Genomic DNA, 19,608 nt, shown 5'->3' with positions numbered 1-19,608 from the left:
TATCAAATATAACGTAGTACTTAACGTATATGATTTTATAATTTCAATATTCTTTTCTTTTTGAGAAACTTTCCTGAATGTTAATTAAGTTTTTGGTGTTTAAACTTAAAATAAACGGCTGTTTTTTTTATTATTTTTAAATAATGTTTAGTAAATGTACTTAAAGAGAATTGATTATGATATTATACTATTAAATAAAAAAAGCTATTGCTTTAAAAATAATTATAAGGATTAGATTTTTTATTATTGGATATAAAATGTATTTCAAAAAACAATTTCTTAATTTAGTCGGATAAAAATTAATGTATGACACTTGTAAATCAGGTTCAGGATTTTGTTACCGATTTAATCAATGGTAAATTATCCAATGTGTATACCTATCATAATTTGGATCACACAATTGGTGTTGTGAATGCCGTTACTGTTTTGTGTGATGAAGAAAAAGTATCTCCTTCTGAAAAAGAAATTCTACTCAACGCTGCTTGGTTTCACGATACAGGATATACAAAGAGTTGTGAAAATCATGAAGAATTTAGTGCCAAAATTGCAACCGATTTTTTAAAGCTAAAGGATAAATCAGAAGCGTATATCTCAAATGTTTCCAGCTTAATTAAAGCTACTAGTAAGGAATATACACCCCAAACACTTTTAGAAAAAATAATAAAGGATGCAGACTTTTATCATATCTTGAAAGCTGATTATATTTTTGAATGTGAAGGCTTGAGAAAAGAATGGGAAGAAATTGATTGTAAAGTATTTAGTGATATGGAATGGGCCGTAGAAAACGAATTTTTTTTGTCAAAGGTTCATCAATTTTATACACCTTATGCAATAGAACATTGGCAACCATTAAAAGAAAAAAATATAAAACGACTTCGAAAAAAAATTAAAAAAATGAATGAAGAACTAGGTAAGAGCAATAAAAGAAAAGAGAAGGAAGAAAAACCAGATCGCGGTATTGACACATTGTTTCGGGTTACTTTAGGGAATCATACCCGATTGAGTGGCATTGCTGATAGTAAGGCAAATATTTTACTCTCCGTAAATGCTATTATTATTTCGATAGCGCTTTCTACCTTGATTCCTAAATTAGACAGTCCCAAAAATGTACATTTGGTTGTTCCTACTTTTATTATGTTGATGTCCAGTGTAATAACTATTATTTTTGCCATTCTTTCGACAAGACCAAAAGTAACCAAGGGAGTTTTTACAAAAAAAGATATTGAAGATAAAAAAGTGAATCTTCTTTTCTTTGGAAATTTTTACAAAATGCCTTTGATAGAGTATCAATGGGCCATGAACGAGATGATGAAAGACAGGGAATATTTGTATAATTCTATGATAAAGGATTTGTATTATTTGGGAATTGTTTTGGAGAAAAAATACCGATTATTACGAATTGCCTATACTATTTTTATGATTGGAATTGTATTATCTGTAATTGCTTTTGTATTCGCTTTTAAAACAGTAGGCGCTTAATTTTGTTCGTTTAATAAATCTTGATAGGTATTGTTTGGAGCACTACTTTTCAGATTGTTATTAATTACTTTTACTCTTAAGGCTCTTAAACCAGATACACCTTGTAAATCTTCAATTTCAAATTGCTCAATGTTTGGTTCTAATAAATTTTTGTATTGCAGGTATTTGATATACTTCAAATATTCATTTTCTTCAGCATTGTGAGAGTAAACAATCGTAATTTTTTCTTTTTGAGTAATTCGCTCTTTGGTCCCTTTGATATTAGCTTTGTCAATGCGTTTTTTAACTACTTCATAACGGGCATTATAGGCTCCGTCAACATCAAATCTTTTTTCATCCATTCGAAATCGGATAGAAATCGAGGAACTAAACACCAAGATTAAAGAAGTCACATCCAATTGATATGGCAAAGTAGCTTTGAGTTGGTGATGTTCTATCTCCATTTCGCATAAAGTTTGTAGTTGCCACAATCTTAAATTATGCAAATAAAGGTTGTCAAATGGTTTTGTTGGTGCAATTGACGCTCCAATATATAAGTTGTGTTCTACGCCATCAGTTTTAAAGCGTTCGTAATAATGCGGATAGATAAGTTGAGCTTCAATTTGTTTTTTATCCAATATTGCAGCAAGTTTTTTGTTAATTATCGACATTGTATTGTCAAATTTCTTCCTTGAATGATAGAACATTCCCGATTTTTCGTCCAAACTTTCAAAATAGTTTTGTCTCACTATTTCACTCTCGATATCCATTTTAGTATTTCTTAAGATAGGATGAATTTCAGATTCAATATAATTCTGAATTTGTTGTTCTGTATCTGCTTTCAATGGTAATTCTAGTTCTTTGTCAAAAGTTTGTAATTCGAATATACATTGTTCAAGCAAAACGAAACTATCATTTGTTTTTTGCCCTTCAAAAAGTTTTATTAATGAGGTTAATTGATTTTTTAAATCTTCTTTTACAGTCTGATTTCTGTGTTCAGAAGAACCTTTAATATCAATTTGTCCATAAAGAGGATAGACATCTTTGAATATAATTTCTTTAAAAATATAATCTTTATTTGGGTTACTGGTTTGATAATATTTGAGTGCTTCTCTTCTAAATTTCCAGTATACACTTGAATGAATGGCTGTGTATTCTTTTTGAATAATGGCTTCGATATGGTGCTGCATATCAGTTTTATAGCGTTCCAGGGTGTCAATTAAGTAAGGTAAAATCAAATCAAGTTTTGTGGCATTTATAGTATTGAGCTCCTTTGGTTTTGCAGAAACCAATTCAATAATTCCGAGAATTGTATTGTGTTTTATTACTGGTGCAAAAATACAACTCTGAATATCCTGTAGTGCTAATTGCTGAGAAAGTCTTTCATTTCCGGGTATTTCAGAGAATTGTTTAACATCGGAGATTATTATTGGTTTTTTCTCTTCTAAAATAGTGTCTAATGAACAGCCATAAATAGTATTTTTACAATCCATCTCTTCGAGATTATTCAAGATAAAACTTTTCATCTCTTTCTCTTCATGTGGTGGATTTGTAAATTTTTCTTCTTCTTCGTTGTAAATGATAAATCCAATTCTTAAATCAGGAATTTTAAAAATGGATCTAAATATAGATTCAAAACTGATACTCAATTTTTTTTCTGATTTTTCAGATTTTAAAAGATTACTTTTTAAATTGGATATAGCATTTTCTCTAGTTACATCTATTAGACTGATTATGCCAAAACCTTTTAAAATCCAACTTTCATTCGGGAATAGCTCTTTCCATAAAGCGATATTATCATAATTATTCATTAATAGAACGATATCGTCTTGGGAAAGTTCAGGTGCATTTTGGGTAGGTATAACTTCAATAAAATCAGCATTATACAGAATTTTATAATGCTCTATAACACCATTTGCGTTTGGGATATCATAAAATAAAGGGGTATGGAAGTCGAAATGCTGTTCATAATAAGCATTCAGTATTAATATGCAATTAAAGATATAAAATTGATCCTTGTTAAAATCACGTATCTCCATTTTGAATGCAGTTCCTGCATTCTGAATAATTTTTTTAAATCTTTCGGTATAATTAAATGTTACATTCTGAAATGGAATACTAATTGCTTTAATCTCATTGTGTGTTAGTGCAGTCGGAAATAAGTCAGCAAGTAGATTGTGAATTAACTTTTCATGTTGCTTAATCAAGCTTAAATCTTCAATTCCGTCTCTAAATTCAGAGATAGGTTCAATTTCTTTTAATAATGCTTTGGCATAATTAGAGCGGTAATCTACATCGGTTTGAGCAATTTTCTCTAAATTATCAATCAATTTATGAAAAGAAATTAGAATTTTAAACGGACTCTCTGTAAATGTTTTATTACTCATAATCAATCATTAAATAGGATAGTAAAATTACAAATAAAGGATTGTACTTTTCTTTTTTTTATTCTAATGATATAGACTTTTTTTTATTTCGAAATAATGAGATAGAAAAATATACTCATTTTGAAATAGTTGTTTAAAAATAAAATTACAAAGGAGACTTTTGACAGGTAAACTTTACTTGTTGTTATAACGTTCAAAATTTTGAAACGATTAATTGAACATTTATTAATAGTAAATGGGTTCGGATTACAACTTATTGTAAATGATTTTGTTGTATGTGAAAAAAAAGGGATGATTTTACAATCATCCCTTAAAGTGGAATCGCCGGGAATCGAACCCGGGTCCAAACAAGCAACTAAAGAGCTTTCTACACGCTTATTTCCTGAATAGATTTTCGACTTGGAGTTAGGTCAGAAACAACCACTCTTTGCTTATCTTCTTTAGTTTCGAAATCCACCCGAAGCTCATGGAAATCTAGGTTTAAATTTACGATTCATCTTTATCGACCGCTATAAACCAAAGCTTTCGAGATGAATCCTGCTTTCCTACCTGGTAGGACGAGGCTAATCTTACTATAATTCAGATTATGCAGCAAGAGCGTAGTTTCCTTCGCCGTGTAAAATGTTTGAGACCTTTTATTTACGAGAATTGTCCCAGTTCTCGACGTGCTTACTTTCCAATTCGACTTGCTGTCAAAACCAGTCGACCCCAATTATTAATGTTTATTTTAAGCAAAAAATATGATATTCTTTGTCAAAATCAACTTCGCACAAAGGTACTCCTTATATTACTTAAATAAAAACAAAATGTAAAATCCTTTTAAAAATTAATAGGTATTGTTAAGATTACAAAAGTGTCCTATTTTTCTATAAATTAATTTTGATTGTTTTATGTTTTGATTTTTTTAGGTTGTTTTTAGTTTTAAATTATTTTTAAATACCTTAAAAATAATTAATTATTTGTGTATAAAGGGTTTTTGTAAAAAATAGAGTCAAAATTCAATTGTTATTTTATTATTAAAAAAATGTTAATTTTGTTTATAATACAATTTTCTGTGTATTTCGTCGGTATTTTTTATATTTATAATAAAAATAATAATTTTGACTGTAAATTTATGATAAAAAAATCATATTCATTTTTTAATCCTTAATATTGTAAAAATAATTTAACCAAAACCTCAATACTATGAAGAAAAAATATTTTACTAAAAATGATTTGTTTCGGGCTTTTTTTGTTTTTTGTTTCGGAATAAGTCTTCAAGCACAAACGTATACAAGTTGGAAAGTAGGGAGTGCAACTGATGTTTCTACGACAACAACTCAAGGTATGTGTTTGATGGGAGGCGGAACGGATAATGATGATGCCATTAAATGGATGTTTCAAAAAGCAGGTGGAGGTGATGTAGTTGTCTTGAGATCAGCCGGTACTGATGGATACAATTCTTATATGTACACAGAACTAGGTGTTCCAGTTAACTCTGTCGAAACAATAATCATTGATACAAGAGCCAAAGCAAGTATTGCAGCAATTGCAACAAAAATTAGAAATGCAGAGGCTCTATTCATTTCAGGTGGAGATCAAGCAACCTATGTATCCTATTGGAAAGATACTCCTGTAGAAGATGCTATCAATTATTTGATTAATACAAAAAAAGTTCCTGTTGGTGGTACAAGCGCAGGTTGTGCTATTTTAGGGAAATTCTATTACAGTGCAGCCAATTCTAGCGTCACCTCTGCTCTAGCTTTAGCGAACCCTTATAATACAGGAGTTACTATTGGTGTCAATGATTTTGTGAATTCTCCTATTTTAGCAAATACGATTACAGATACCCATTATGACAATCCAGATCGAAGAGGACGCCAAACTACTTTTATTTCTAGAATGTGGAAAGATTTAGGGGCTGGATTAAATGCAAAAGGAATTGGAGTATTTGAAAAAACGGCAGTTTGTATCGATCAAAATGGAATTGCACGTGTTTTTGCTCCTACTACGGCGAGTTTTGCTTATTTCTACCAAATGGAATCGAATTCTACGCCGGAGACTGTATTATCAGGTACTCCTTTGACTTGGAATAATGCTGGAATAGGGGTTAAAATTGTTAAAATACCTGGAAATACAGCAGGTTCAAATACTTTTGATTTGAATAACTGGATAACAACCTCGGGAACGGGAATTTCATGGGGAAATATTAAAGTAGTTAACGGGACTTTGACCGAAACTCTTGGAGGGACTCCGCCTAGTGCAACTTCTTGTGCAACTCCTTCTGGAATAACTACAAGTGCAATTACAAATACGGGGGCAACTGTTTCTTGGGCAGCAACAACTGCCACAAGTTATACCGTTCGTTACAAAACGGTTGCTGCAACAACTTGGACAACATTATCCAATACAACTGCTACTTCGGTAGCGCTTTCAGGACTTACTTTAGGAACTGCTTACAATGTTGAAATTGTTGGAAATTGTACTTCTGGCGCTTCTGCTGCTGGGACAACCACATTTACTACAACTGGAGGGAATGTTGTAAGCTATTGTGCCTCCAAAGGGAATAGTTCGTCAAGTGAATGGATTTCGAAAGTAGTCTTTGGTACCATAAATAATTTCAGTAGTGCCAATGGTGGTTATGCCGATTTTAGTGCACAATCTACTGCAGTTACCAAAGGGATTGCCAAAACATTAACTTTAACACCAGGTTTTAGCGCATCGAGAAAATTATATTGGAAAGTATATATTGATTACAACAACAATGGATTATTTACCGATGCTGGAGAAGAAGTGTATTCTAATTTTAGTAGCGCAACATTATCCCCAAGTATTACAGTGCCTTCCTCAGCAGTTGTTGGTTCAGTTAGAATGCGGGTTATCGTAAGTTATAACTCTATTACTTCTCCTTGTGGAACCTATAATTATGGAGAAACTGAAGATTATACTTTGAATATTGCAGCTACTGCAAAAATGGCTCCTCAATCGAGTAAAATTCTTGTCGATACAAATGATGAAGTTAAAACACTCCCAGCTAAAATCGGAATATATCCGAATCCTGCTAGAGAAGATTTTAATATCTCGTTTAGTAGTGATATAAATGAAAAAGTAACCGTAAAAGTGTTTAACATTCAAGGTAGAGAAGAGAAATCTTTTGTAATTGATGCTACTGCTGGCGAAAACAGAATCAGAAACAATACTGCTGGATTAAGAAATGGTCAATATATTATAAAAGTGATAAAATCCAATGAGGTTTCTACAACTAAACTAATTATTGCCAATTAATTGATTTTTTCTTACACAAGATTCTAATAAAAAGAAACCCTCCAAAATATACTTTTTGGAGGGTTTTGATATTTTGTAATTTCAGCTTTCAGGAAATTAGTAAAGGATTTTAAATAAAAGCAGACACAAATTGCACAAATTTACACGAAAAAACATCTGTTTTAATTTCACAAATTAGTGATGTTGATAAAATTAGTGTAATTCTATTTTAGAATTGAATATAATTTGTGCCAATTTGTGAAATTCGTGTCAAAATTTTCACCCACTCAATTCGTGTTAGAACCAAAAAAATAAGCCTCAAAAATCTTCAATCTGAAATTTTAGTTTACTCATCTGCTACTTTAAACGGATAATTTCCAAATAAAACCGATAGTTTTCGAACCGCATAAGTACTTCTTGTAAATTTATTGGACAAAGCAATTATAGTAACATTCTCATCTTTCAATTGAATGTAGGAAGAAGTAAAACCATGCCACCAACCATTGTGGAAATAGAAATTTTTTCCAGTATCCCAATTGATCATGCGAATACCGAGGCCATAATTTTTAGTTCCTTTTCGTTCGTTACTATATCCAATATAAACTTGAGCCAATAATTCGGGTTCTAAAAAGGAAGGCGAATTTCTTGCTCTATCAAATTTTAATAAATCTCTTGGTGTGGAGTAAATATTTTTGTCGCCATACACTTTATCCAAGTAATCGATGCCAATTTCAACTTTGTTAGCTTTATAAGATGGCGCTACATTATGTTTGTCTTTATCAAAATCCAATACAAAAGTATTTGACATCCCCAATGGTTTGAAAATGATTTGACTCATGGCTTCACGGTAGGATAGCTTAGTTACTTTTTCGATAATCAAAGCCAACATGGCATAATTGGTATTGCAATAAGCAAATCGAGTGCCTGTTTTTTGTTCCAAACCAATATTTTTTGTCCCCATTATGGTCAAAATATCTTGATTGGTTAATGTATTGTGCCTGTCCCATACATTTTTGTCACGATCAGTAAAATAAGCATAACTGCGCATCCCACTTCTATGACTCAATAGCATTCTGATTGTTACTTCAGGATACGGAAATTCGGGTAAAAAATCAGTAACTTTTTGATCCAAATCTATTCTTTTGGCATTCACCAATTTTAAAACTGCGGTTGCAGTAAGAACTTTACTAACAGAGGCAATATGTATAGGGGTAGAACTTGTAATAGGAGTTTTATCTCTTAAGTTGGAATATCCTTCATATTTTTCATAAATAATTTGACCGTTTTTTGCAACCAAAAATCCTCCATTCATGCTGTTATTAGGCCAGTTCTTATTATAAAAAGAATCTATTTCCTTTTTCTTTTCTGAAATATAAGGGGCAGTAAGTTTTGGATTTTCGTTTACCAAAGGCTTCATTTTGGGTAAAATGCTCTTTGGAAGATCAGCATCTTTTATTTCTGGTTTTGTAGTTTCTTTTGTTTCATTTTTGCATGAACCAACCATTACTAATAGTAGGAGTAAATGTAGTATATTTGCCTTTTTTATAAAAATCATTTTTCGAGGTACTTAAAAAGCAAATATATAGATTCCCACGGTTTTGTTTTTGTTTTTTTTTAATATTAACACCTGTTTTGTAATGTATTTAAAAAGTTATTTTTTATAGTTCTTTAATCATCACTATTTTATGAAATTCGATTTGCAATTTTTTTTATAAAAAGAAAGTAATTTGTTTTGTTTTGTTATATTTGTAACAAATAAAACAGATATAGTTATAATAATACATATAAAACCATAATATGAAGTTCGGAATCATAAAAGAAAGAAAGAACCCACCAGATAGAAGAGTTGTTTTCTCTCCAGATGAGTTGGCCAAAGTAAAGCAGTTGTATCATGGTGCTACTGTAAAAGTAGAAAGCTCTGATATTCGTATTTTTACAGATAGTCAATATCAAAATATGGGTATTGAAGTGGTCAATGATATAAGTGATTGCGATGTTCTTTTTGGGGTAAAAGAAGTTCCTACTGACAGTTTAATTCCAAACAAAGCCTATTTCTTTTTTTCGCATACTATAAAGAAACAACCTTATAATAGAAAACTGTTACAAGCCATTCTAGAAAAAAATATTGAATTGTATGATCACGAAACTATTGTTGACTCTCATTATAGAAGATTAATTGGTTTTGGTCGTTATGCTGGAATTGTAGGTGCTTACAATGCTTTTCGTGCGTTTGGAATAAAATTCGAGTTGTTTAAAATCCCTAAAGCCGAAACCCTTTCTGGAAAAGATGCCTTGATTACACATTTGAAAAGACAGGTTTTACCTCCATTAAAAATTGTAGTTACTGGAACTGGAAAAGTTGGGAATGGAGCCAAAGAAATTTTGGATGCCATGAAGATCAAAGAAGTTTCAGTAGAAAATTATTTGACCAAAAACTATACACAGCCTGTTTATACACAGATTGATGTATTAGATTATAATAAAAGAAAGGACGGTCAAGTTATAGATTTTACAGATTTTCATCAGAATCCAACCGAATATATTTCCGATTTTGAACGTTTTACAAAAGTGTCTGATGTCTATATTGCAGGACATTTTTATGGAAATGATGCACCTGCAATTTTGACACGCGAAATGCTTCAAGCCAATGACTGTACTATAAAAGTAGTCGCCGATGTTTCTTGCGATGTAAATGGCCCAATAGCATGTACTTTAAGAGCTTCTGCAATTGCAGAGCCTTTGTACGGCTATTTGCCAAGCGAAAATAAAGAGGTAGATGTTTTTCATCCCGCCGCAATTGTGGTTATGGCAGTAGACAATTTACCGTGCGAATTACCAAAAGATGCGAGTGAAGGTTTTGGAGAAATGTTTTCAGAATATGTGCTTCCCGCTTTTTTCAATGGTGACAAAGACGGAATCCTTCAGAGAGCCAAAATGACCGAAAACGGAAAACTTACCGAGCGTTTTAGCTATTTACAAGATTATGTTGACGGGAAATAAAGTAGGATAAACTCCAAAAATTGAATTATAAAACAGAAACCTGTAAACGTATAAATTTACAGGTTTCTTAGTATATAGCTATTTTCAAAACCATTTACTTAGTCGGTTCGCTAAAGGTCGTTTGGGCTAGCCACCAGTAAGGAAAAGAGACCATTTATGGGAACACTTATTCAGCTCTTTCCCTTAATGCTGTTGTATTTTTCACGCTATTTCTGTAGATTTTGTTGGTGGCAGTTTTTTATTGTATTGCTTTAATAAATTTTTTCATTTCGTCCATTTTACCCACTGTAATCCTTGTCCATTTACCTTGCTCTTCATATATTCTTCCCCCTTCAATATTATTATCTTCTAATTGCTTGAAAAAATCCTTGTTGTAATTTGCAAGTGAAAAATAGATAAAGTTTGTATTAGATGAAATGCACTCACAATTTAATTTTTTGAGTTCGCTGATAGTATATTGTCTTATATTTTCATTTAACGAGTAACAATTTGAAACAAATTTCTCATCTTTCAACGAAGCTATTGCAGCAAGTTTTGATAATACACTTACGCTATTATTTGTATTGGATTGCAAATTTGCTAAATTATCAATTATAGTTTTATCCGCAATCGCATACCCAATCCTTGCTCCAGCTAATCCATACATTTTGGAAAATGTTTTGGCTATAATAATATTCTTGTGGTCATTTACAATATTGCTTAGCGATTGCTGTTTAGTGAAGTCCAAATATGCCTCATCAATTAATACAATTGTATTTTGTGAAATTTTGGCTATAAATTCTACTAATGCTTCTCTCTCACAAACTGTTCCGGTTGGGTTGTTTGGATTACAGATATAAACAAGTTTAGTATCTTGGTTTACAGCTTGCAACATAGCTTTCAAATTAATTTTCTTGTCTGTTGTAAGAGGTACTTTATTTTTCGTTAAACCTAAATTATCTAATGAAACTGTCCAATAATCATAGCTTGGGTCTGCAATTACATAATTTCCTTTCTTTAATGACACAAATTTTGCAACCAAATCTAAAATTTCAGTTGAACCAGCTCCTAACAAAATGTTTTCGTCTTTAACACTATTTTTTTTTGCAAGGTCAGAAATAAGTTGTGTTGCAATATCCCAATTATATCGGTTACTAATATTCGCGTTGTCCACAAATGCTTTCCTTGCTAATAGAGATGGACCATAAGGGTTTTCATTTGATCGTAAAAAAATTAAGTTAGCATTATCTTCAAAACTATCAATTAAATTTTCTGATACAAGAGGAGAAGCAAATGAATTGAAGTTTGTAAGTCCAATACCAGCAACTCCAATTCCAATTTTTTTCAGCCAAAGTCTTCTGTTCGGTTCCATATTTTCTATTTCTTTAAGTAGTCTTTAAATAAAATAGTTTGTTACAACCGTTGAGTGTTAAAATTGCTTGTAGTGTGTATTAATATTATATGACTGTCCGCTACTAATACCAATAAGATTATTACACGAATTGTTAAATAAATGTAAAAACTTAAATGCGCTTATTTGACACAGATTTCACAAATTTCCACAGATTAATTTGTGCAAATTTGTGAAATCTGTGTCAAAAAAATCAATCATGGTCTGCTTAACGGATAGTCATACAATAGTATTGTGCATAAATCAATTGTTTTTTTTGATTTATAGTTTTTCTAAAAAAAGGATTTTTTATTGCTTTTTCTTCAAGTAAATCAACACTTCGGTTAAAAATATTTTCTAATGAAAATTTCAAATCATAATAATTATCTCCATAATCGAGAACATCCAATTGTTGGAAATCGACGATTAAATCAATGTCGCTTTCTGAATTAAATTTATCAGTTAAAACGGAACCAAAAGCATATAATGATTTTACTTTATGTGATTTACATAAATTTAAAATATCTTTTGTATGACTTTCAATTAAATTCATTTTATCTATTTTTTTATAAAAGTAATAAAAACAAATTTAGAGGTATACTATATTCTGAATTTCCGCAATTTTGGGCGTATTTCTGCTAACTAGATCCTGCCACTAACGTGTAAGCTTGAGCTTCAAGGAAAACGAGCGAGCTGTGATTACACAATAGCTTTGCGATCTTCCAAAATGTCTATTTTCACTTCTCTCTCTATTCTCATTCTTTATTCTCTATTCTAAAATCTATATTCTAAAATCTAAAATCTGCCCTCTAAACCATCTCCTCCGGTTTTACCCATGCGTCAAATTCTTCAGGAGTTACATAACCCAATCGAACGGCTTCTTCTTTGAGAGTTGTTCCGTTTTTATGTGCAGTTTGAGCTATTTTGGCCGACTTATAATATCCAATTTTGGTATTCAATGCGGTAACAAGCATCAAGGAATTATTGACCAATTCCTTAATTCGATTGTAGTTGGGTTGAATCCCTTGAGCGCAATGTATATCGAATGAATGACAAGCGTCTCCCAACAACTCAGCCGATTGCAGGAAGTTGGCCGCCATCATGGGTTTAAAGACATTTAATTCATAATGTCCTTGCATTCCTCCAATGGTAATGGCAACATCATTTCCCATTACTTGAGCACAAACCATAGTAAGCGCTTCGCATTGAGTTGGATTAACTTTTCCTGGCATAATAGAGGAGCCAGGTTCGTTTTCTGGAATTAAAAGTTCTCCGATTCCAGACCGTGGTCCTGAGGCAAGCATTCGGATGTCGTTGGCAATTTTATTTAATGAAACAGCCAATTGTTTCAATGCACCATGTGTTTCTACTATAGCATCATGAGCTGCCAAAGCTTCAAATTTATTGGGTGCTGTTACAAAAGGGTGCCCAGTAAATTGTGCAATATATTCGGCAACTTTTGTGTCATATCCTTTTGGCGCATTCAATCCGGTACCTACTGCCGTTCCACCCAAGGCGATTTGGGATAAATGTTCCAATGTGTTTTTTATTGCTTTCAGGCCATAATTTAATTGTGCAACATAACCCGAAATCTCCTGACTCAAAGTAAGCGGAGTGGCATCCATCAAATGAGTGCGACCTATTTTGACTACAGATTGAAATGCTATTGCTTTTTCTTGAAGTGTGTCTCTTAATTTTTCAACATTTGGTATCGTATTTTCAACTACAATTTTAAAAGCCGCAATATGCATAGCTGTTGGAAAAGTATCATTGGACGATTGCGATTTGTTGACATCATCGTTGGCTTTGATAAAAGGCTCATCTTCTGTAATGCTTAATCTTTTCAGTACTTGAGCACGATTAGCAATGACTTCATTGACATTCATGTTACTTTGTGTACCTGAACCAGTTTGCCAAATTACAAGTGGAAATTCGTCAGCAAGTTGTCCCGAAAGAATTTCATCGCACACCAAGGCAATGTAATCTCGTTTTTCAACAGACAAAAAACCCAGTTCGCAATTGGTGTAAGCAGCCGCTTTTTTGAGATAGGCAAAACCTTCAATAATTGCTTTTGGCATGGATGCAGGTATCCCAATCTTGAAATTGTTTCTGGAGCGTTCTGTTTGTGCACCCCAATATTTATCAAGAGGAACTTGGACTTCCCCCATAGTGTCTTTTTCGATTCTATAGTTCATTTGTTGATTTTTAGGTTTCTTAAAGAGAAATATCTTTTAAAGTATTATGAGGATAATCTAGTTTACTTTAATTTTTATTTTGAATTACTTTAAATCAAATAAATAGGTTAAAATTACTTCTTTTTTACTTGAAAAATTTATTTATGGAAACAAAAAAAGGTATTGATTTCTCAATACCTTTTAAAAATTTGAACTCTATTTAATTATTCAAAACTGAGTTTTATCTTAGTAGCTTAGAATCCTAGATTCTTAGCAACTCAAAAAAAACTACTTTTTTACAAAATCACCTGCATTTACAATCACTAATTTTTTTGGATCAAAATATTTAACCAATGCGGCGTTTACTTTTTGAACATCTAAGCTTTTTACTTTGTTTTCAAAATCTTCGTAGTCTTTGAAAGTTTTCCCCAAATCCATATTTTCTCTTAATTCACGAACCAAAAATTCATCTGTTCCAAGCATAGTTTGTCTGCCTTGTAGCCAAGATTTCAATGAATTGTCAAATTCTTCTTTTGTAAATCCTTTGGCAATTGCTTTTTGTATTTCTTCATTCAATGCAGCAAGTAATTTCTCTTTCATTGTAGGGTTGTAAAAAGCATACAATCCCCATTCTGTAGTTGGGTCAATAGCATTTGCTTGAATATAAGATCCAGCACCATAGCTTAAACCTTCCGTTTCACGCAAACGTTGTGGAATTCTAGACGACAAGAATGCGCCTCCACCTAGTAATTCGTTTGCCATTTCAATAGCTGGATAGTCTGGGCTTTTTTCACCAACATTCAAGTTAATTTTACCAAACAAAGCAGCATTGGTTTTGTCATTAATCTGAATAGTTTTGTCTCCCGATTTAACATCAAAATATTGAGTTGGAATTCTTTTGTAGTCTGTTTTTGATTTCCAATTATCAAAAGTACTGTTTAAGAATTTTAAAATAATCGGTTTGTCTATACCACCTACGAATGAAGAGATGCTATTTGATCCTCCGTAAAAAGTAGCGTAATAATTTTTTACATCTTCAAGCGTAATTTTGTTTAAAGTAATCAAACTCTCTGCAGTTGTTTCCGAGTAATACGGGTGTGTTTTTGAATACAATGAAGTGATTTTTGTTATTTCTTCATTGGCTACAAATTGTGGATCATTTTGATTGGCCTCTAGTCCGCTTTTGGTTTCCAGTTTTAATTTTTCAAATTCAGCTGCGTCAAACGAAGGATTTCTCAAAATATCTTGCACCAAGTTTAAGGCATTGCTTAAGTTGGCTTTGTCTGTACTAACTCTCACAAATAAACCATCTACTGATCCACCTAAACTTAGATTAATTTTGTATTGGTCTAGTTGATCATTGATGTCTTTTTTGCTTCTGGTTTTGGTTCCTAATTTCAGCATGCTAGCTGTTAAATTGGAAATCATTGATTTTTGGCTTAATGACTTCTCATCTCCCATTCTCAAAATCATTCTTGCTTCAATCTTATCGCCTTTAGAAGGTTTTTCCAATAAAGCATATTTACCACCAGAGGCTAATTTTCCTTCTTCAGTAGATTTTACAATATTGGCAACCGAGGTTTCAAAAGTTGCAGTGTTGGCTTCCATTGCTTTTCCTTTGTAACCCGAAACAAGTGCTGCAATATCCTTAGTGTCGCTTACTTTTGTTCTTTCGCTAGTTGTTTCTGGAATAAAACGTCCCCAAGTTCTATTGCTTTGTAAATAGTATTTTTTGGCTGCGTTTTGAATGTCAGCAACCGTTAATTTTTCAATATTGTCTCTGTCCAAAAAGAACAAACGCCAGTCTCCTGCTCCAATACATTCTGTTATAGCTATCGATAAATTGATAGTTTTGTTGTACGTATTTTCGAATTGTTTTAATAATTCATTTTTGGCACGTTTCAAATCGTCTTCTGTAAAAGTCATTTGAGGAACTGCATTCATAGCATCCAAAAATGGTTTTTGAACGGTATTGATGTCTTTGTCTTTGGCAATTTCACAAGCAAAATAACTAATTCCTGGATCTTTTAATGTACCAGTATAACCATAAACACTAGTTGCTAGTTTGGTTTCAACTAATGTTTTGTATAATACTCCAGATGGATTATTGGTCAAAATTGAAATTAAAGCATTATTGGCAGCATATTCCTTATCTGAATAACTTGGAGAGTGATACGCCATCGCTATATATTGAATATCCCCGTTTCTTTTTAATTCTACAAAACGTTCTCCATCTTGAGGAGGCTCAACAGTGTAGGTTTGTTCAATTGGAGTTTTTGATTTTGGAATAGCCGCAAAGTAATCTTTGATCCAAGAAAGTGTTTTTTTCTCATCAAATTTACCTCCAATTACAAGTGTTGAATTGTTGGGTTGGTAATATTTCTGATAAAATAATTTTAAACGACTTGCAGGAACTCTTTCAATATCTTCTTTGCTTCCGATAGTTGATTTTCCATAATTATGCCACAAATAAGCAGTAGAAAGTATACGTTCGTTTAAAACTCCAGAAGGGTAATTTTCTCCAATTTCAAACTCATTTCGAACCACACTGAATTCCGTATCCAAATCGGATTGAAGTATAGCGGAGGTCATCATTCTATCAGCTTCCATTTCCAATGCCCATTTTAGGTTTTCATCAGTTGCAGGTAAAATTTCATAATAATTGGTACGGTCATAATAAGTAGTACCGTTGGCTTGAGCTCCTTTATCAGCTATTGTTTTTTTGATATCGGTAAATTTAGATGAACGTTTGAATAACATGTGTTCCAGTAAATGTGCCATTCCTGATTCTCCATATCCTTCGTGGCGAGAACCTACTCCATATACAATATTCACTACAACATTCGATTGTGATGCATCAGGAATTAATAAAATTTTCATCCCATTGGCCAAGCTATACTCTTTTATCCCTTCGACCGAAGTGACAAATGTAGCTTCTTGGGCATAAGTATTAGCTGCCAAGGCGGTAACTAAAGAAAAAGCTAGAAGAATTTTTTTCATTTTTTTGTTTATGTTTTTATTTATTGTAAGTTAATATTGTAAAAATATATTATTTTATGAAACGATATTCTTTTGTTTTGAAAATTTTAAGAAATTTTTCGTACTTTTTTATGCTATTGTTTTAATTTTATAAAATGTTTCTTATTTATAGATTCTAAATATATTTTAATAGTATGAAATTCAATACGTTTTAGTGAAAGTAATGATTGAAGATAAAAAAAAGGCAATTGCATTTGCCAAAAATTATTTGAGAGGTGAAGACATATCAAATACCATTAATTTTGATGATTTGTATCAAAATTTAACTCAGTATGAACAATATGGTTATGCTACCGAAATTTTATTAAAAAAAATTGGCGACAATGAAGATCAGGGTGTCGAAATAAAACTATCAAAGTATCAGGATTTAGCCGAGAATATATACAAAGACAGTACTTTGTCTTCTTATTTTAAATTTGATAAGGCCATCAACGTACTCAAATCTTTTTGTGATCTGGAACATACCAAAAATTCAAGAACCCTCGGGATTGCAGGTGAAATTTATAAAAGTAAATGGAAGTTTGACCATCAGTTTCATAATTTATTACAATCAAGAGCTTATTTTAAAAAGGGGTATTTGATATGGAAAAACAAAACCCACAAATCCATTCAAACCGAGACTGACTGCATTAATACTGCTGTACACTATGCGCATTTGAATGAATTAATTGTAATAGAAAATTTGGAGCGACTCTCTGAATCTTCAGAAATAACCAGTGAAACTCTCGATCGTTTTGAAACAGCTCAAGCAACTCGTAGAGAGATTATTCAAGGATACTTAATAGATTCCGAAGAAATAACTTTTAAGGATGAAATCGATGCCAAAGAAAAACTTTATGTGGCTTTGGCTGAAGCTTTTTTTGGATTGCGAATGTATAAAAAAGCATTTCATTTTATTAAACTTTATACTCAAGACAAAGCTGAAAATTGGCAAATAAAATCCTTTAGCAAACAGCTTTATAATTTAGCCCACTATCAAAATTTAGAAAAAAATCAAAAATCAACCAACAAAGATCCTTTTTATAAGCATGAAATTGATGAAAATCTGCAAAAGGAATGCTTGGTAGCCTTAAATCTTCAATTAGAAGAAAATAAAACGGATAAGAATCCAAAGCCAAAGCAACACAATAAGTTGGGAATAGGACTTTCTGGTGGTGGTTTTAGAGCCGCTTTGTTTCATATTGGTGTATTGGCAGCTTTGGCCGAAAAAAATAAATTAAAGGATATTGAAGTTATTTCCTGTGTGTCAGGCGGTTCTATTATTGGGGCTTTTTATTATTTAAAAATAAAACAATTGTATGAAAGTAAAGCCGATGAAACTATTGTTCCAGAAGATTATATCCAAATTGTAAAAGAAATTGAATCTGAATTTTTGACAGCCGTACAAGAAAACTTGAGAATGCGATTGTTAACGAGCTTCTCCGACAATATCAAAATGTGGAAGGGAGAATCGTATTCGCGTTCCCATCGATTGGGAGAATTGTACGAAGAGTATTTTTATAAACCACTTTTTTATAAAAATTCAAATTCAAAGGAGGAAAAACCAATATATATGAGTGATTTGTTTATTACTCCTTTTGGTGATCAAAAATTTAAATTAAACGAAGACAATTGGAAAAGATCCAACAAAGTACCTCAACTAATTTTGAATTCAACATCAGTAAATACGGGGCATAACTGGCAGTTTACCGCTTCTTGGATGGGGGAACCGCCTACATATATTTCGGATGATTTTGATGTGAAACCCAGATTAAGAAGGATGTATTATGAAAATGCACCCGAAGGCTATCAAAAATTTCGATTGGGGTATGCTGTAGCAGCATCTTCCTGTGTACCTGTTTTATTTCAGCCATTAGTTTTAAAAGGGTTGTACAAGAATTTTGATTTAGAATTAATAGACGGAGGAGTTCATGACAATCAGGGTATTGCTTCGATATTGGAACAAGAATGCAACGAAATTATTGTAAGCGATGCCAGTGCCCAAATGCCTGACAATGCCGTGCATACCGCAAATGCAATGTCTTTGTTTTTTAGAGTCGATACTATATTACAAGAACGGTTACGTGAAATTCAATTGTTGGATTTAAAATCCCGTAAATACACTTCAATAGTAAATAAACTTTCTATTGTTCATTTAAAAAATGGATTGGCGCAATTGCCAGTGAGTTGGATAAATTGTACCGATGTAAACCGAAGTATTATTTATGATAAAGAAATTGAGGACGAAAATGCATTGCTGAAATTTGGATTGATGAAGAAAATTCAGAAAGGGTTAAGCGAAGTTCGAACTGATTTGGATTCTTTTAATGATCTCGAAGGATATGCTTTAATGTATAGTGGCTACCAACAAATGATGCATGAAAGTTCGTCAATAAATATAAAAAAAGAGAATTGGAATTTCTTGAAAGTGGCCGAAAGTTGTACGATTCCTTCCAAAGAAAAACAATTAGTGGATCAATTGAAGGTGAGTAGTTTTGTGCCGTTTAAGATTGTTCGAATGTCAAAAGGTTTGAGTTATTCCGTTTTAGGGATTGGTAGTTTACTATTGCTTTTTCTACTCGTATATTTAATAATGAATTGGAATAATCCAACTCCTTGGCAACAAATCGATATTACCTACAATTTTATAGGCATAACTCTTATTGTATTTTTGGTTGGATTTCTATCTAAATTTTTAGCCAAAGTCATCAATATAGAAAGTGTTGTGAAGAAAAAAGCGGTATTACTTGTATTGATAACCTTTGGTTGGGTATTTTCTAGAATTTATATTGGAGTTTTTAACCCTTGGTACAACAAAATGGGTAACATAAAATAATGAAGATTAGTTGGTGTAAAAAATGTTTGCACAAATTTGTGATAGAACCTTTCATAAAAAAAATAATTTTTCATAAAAAGCCTTTATTCAGGGCTTTTTTTTATTTGTATAATTTACTGTTTT

At 32.0% G+C, this 19,608-nt stretch carries 10 protein-coding genes and 1 other RNA gene; 4 read left to right on the top strand and 7 right to left on the bottom strand.

Features of this window, described 5'->3' with window-relative positions; all coding sequences use genetic code 11:
- Positions 1-306: 306 nt before the first annotated feature.
- A complete protein-coding gene (locus tag AC8GF4_RS09525; protein ID WP_506594213.1) occupies positions 307-1,479 on the top strand; it encodes a Pycsar system effector family protein in 1,173 nt (390 codons plus the stop codon).
- On the opposite strand, the gene AC8GF4_RS09520 is transcribed toward AC8GF4_RS09525, so the two are convergent.
- Positions 1,476-3,845 carry a GAF domain-containing protein gene (locus tag AC8GF4_RS09520; protein ID WP_506594212.1) on the bottom strand — a complete coding sequence of 790 codons (2,370 nt, stop codon included), beginning with the start codon at positions 3,843-3,845 and terminating at the stop codon, positions 1,476-1,478. The two genes, AC8GF4_RS09525 and AC8GF4_RS09520, sit on opposite strands and share 4 nt — an antisense overlap.
- 313 nt (positions 3,846-4,158) lie before the next feature.
- Positions 4,159-4,555, bottom strand: a transfer-messenger RNA (tmRNA) gene (ssrA, locus tag AC8GF4_RS09515).
- Positions 4,556-5,030: 475 nt separating this feature from the next.
- Here ssrA and AC8GF4_RS09510 point away from each other — a divergent pair.
- Positions 5,031-7,109, top strand: coding sequence for a GEVED domain-containing protein (locus tag AC8GF4_RS09510; RefSeq protein ID WP_506594210.1), 2,079 nt, complete (start codon positions 5,031-5,033; stop codon positions 7,107-7,109).
- A gap of 325 nt (positions 7,110-7,434) precedes the next feature.
- Here AC8GF4_RS09510 and AC8GF4_RS09505 read toward each other — a convergent pair whose 3' ends face one another.
- On the bottom strand, positions 7,435-8,643 hold the full coding sequence (locus tag AC8GF4_RS09505; RefSeq protein WP_506594208.1) for a serine hydrolase domain-containing protein: 1,209 nt from the start codon (positions 8,641-8,643) through the stop codon (positions 7,435-7,437).
- A gap of 242 nt (positions 8,644-8,885) precedes the next feature.
- On the opposite strand from AC8GF4_RS09505, the gene AC8GF4_RS09500 reads away from it, so the two are divergent.
- Positions 8,886-10,088 carry an NAD(P)-dependent oxidoreductase gene (locus AC8GF4_RS09500; protein WP_506594206.1) on the top strand — a complete coding sequence of 401 codons (1,203 nt, stop codon included), beginning with the start codon at positions 8,886-8,888 and terminating at the stop codon, positions 10,086-10,088.
- Between the two features lie 238 nt (positions 10,089-10,326).
- Here the strand turns inward: AC8GF4_RS09500 and AC8GF4_RS09495 are convergent, their stop codons facing one another.
- The 4 genes from AC8GF4_RS09495 to AC8GF4_RS09480 form a co-directional block, all read right to left on the bottom strand.
- Positions 10,327-11,439: a pyridoxal phosphate-dependent aminotransferase gene (locus tag AC8GF4_RS09495; RefSeq protein ID WP_506594204.1), complete on the bottom strand. Its 1,113-nt coding sequence runs from the start codon at positions 11,437-11,439 to the stop codon at positions 10,327-10,329.
- Between the two features lie 247 nt (positions 11,440-11,686).
- Positions 11,687-12,010: a nucleotidyltransferase family protein gene (locus AC8GF4_RS09490; RefSeq protein ID WP_506594202.1), complete on the bottom strand. Its 324-nt coding sequence runs from the start codon at positions 12,008-12,010 to the stop codon at positions 11,687-11,689.
- A 256-nt stretch (positions 12,011-12,266) separates the two neighbouring features.
- Positions 12,267-13,652, bottom strand: a complete 1,386-nt coding sequence (fumC, locus tag AC8GF4_RS09485) for a class II fumarate hydratase (RefSeq protein WP_506594200.1) — start codon at positions 13,650-13,652, stop codon at positions 12,267-12,269.
- Between the two features lie 267 nt (positions 13,653-13,919).
- On the bottom strand, positions 13,920-16,631 hold the full coding sequence (locus AC8GF4_RS09480) for a M16 family metallopeptidase (RefSeq protein ID WP_506594198.1): 2,712 nt from the start codon (positions 16,629-16,631) through the stop codon (positions 13,920-13,922).
- A gap of 202 nt (positions 16,632-16,833) precedes the next feature.
- Here AC8GF4_RS09480 and AC8GF4_RS09475 point away from each other — a divergent pair, with 202 nt between their 5' ends.
- Complete coding sequence (locus tag AC8GF4_RS09475) at positions 16,834-19,485, top strand: patatin-like phospholipase family protein (RefSeq protein WP_506594196.1); 2,652 nt, start codon at positions 16,834-16,836, stop codon at positions 19,483-19,485.
- The last annotated feature ends 123 nt before the right edge of the window (positions 19,486-19,608 follow it).

Origin of the sequence: Flavobacterium rarum (SeqCode) (assembly GCF_965234445.1) — a bacterium.
Lineage (GTDB): Bacteria > Bacteroidota > Bacteroidia > Flavobacteriales > Flavobacteriaceae > Flavobacterium > Flavobacterium rarum.
Note: the sequence above shows the minus strand (reverse complement) of the source record. Positions and strands in the feature narration are given on the sequence as shown.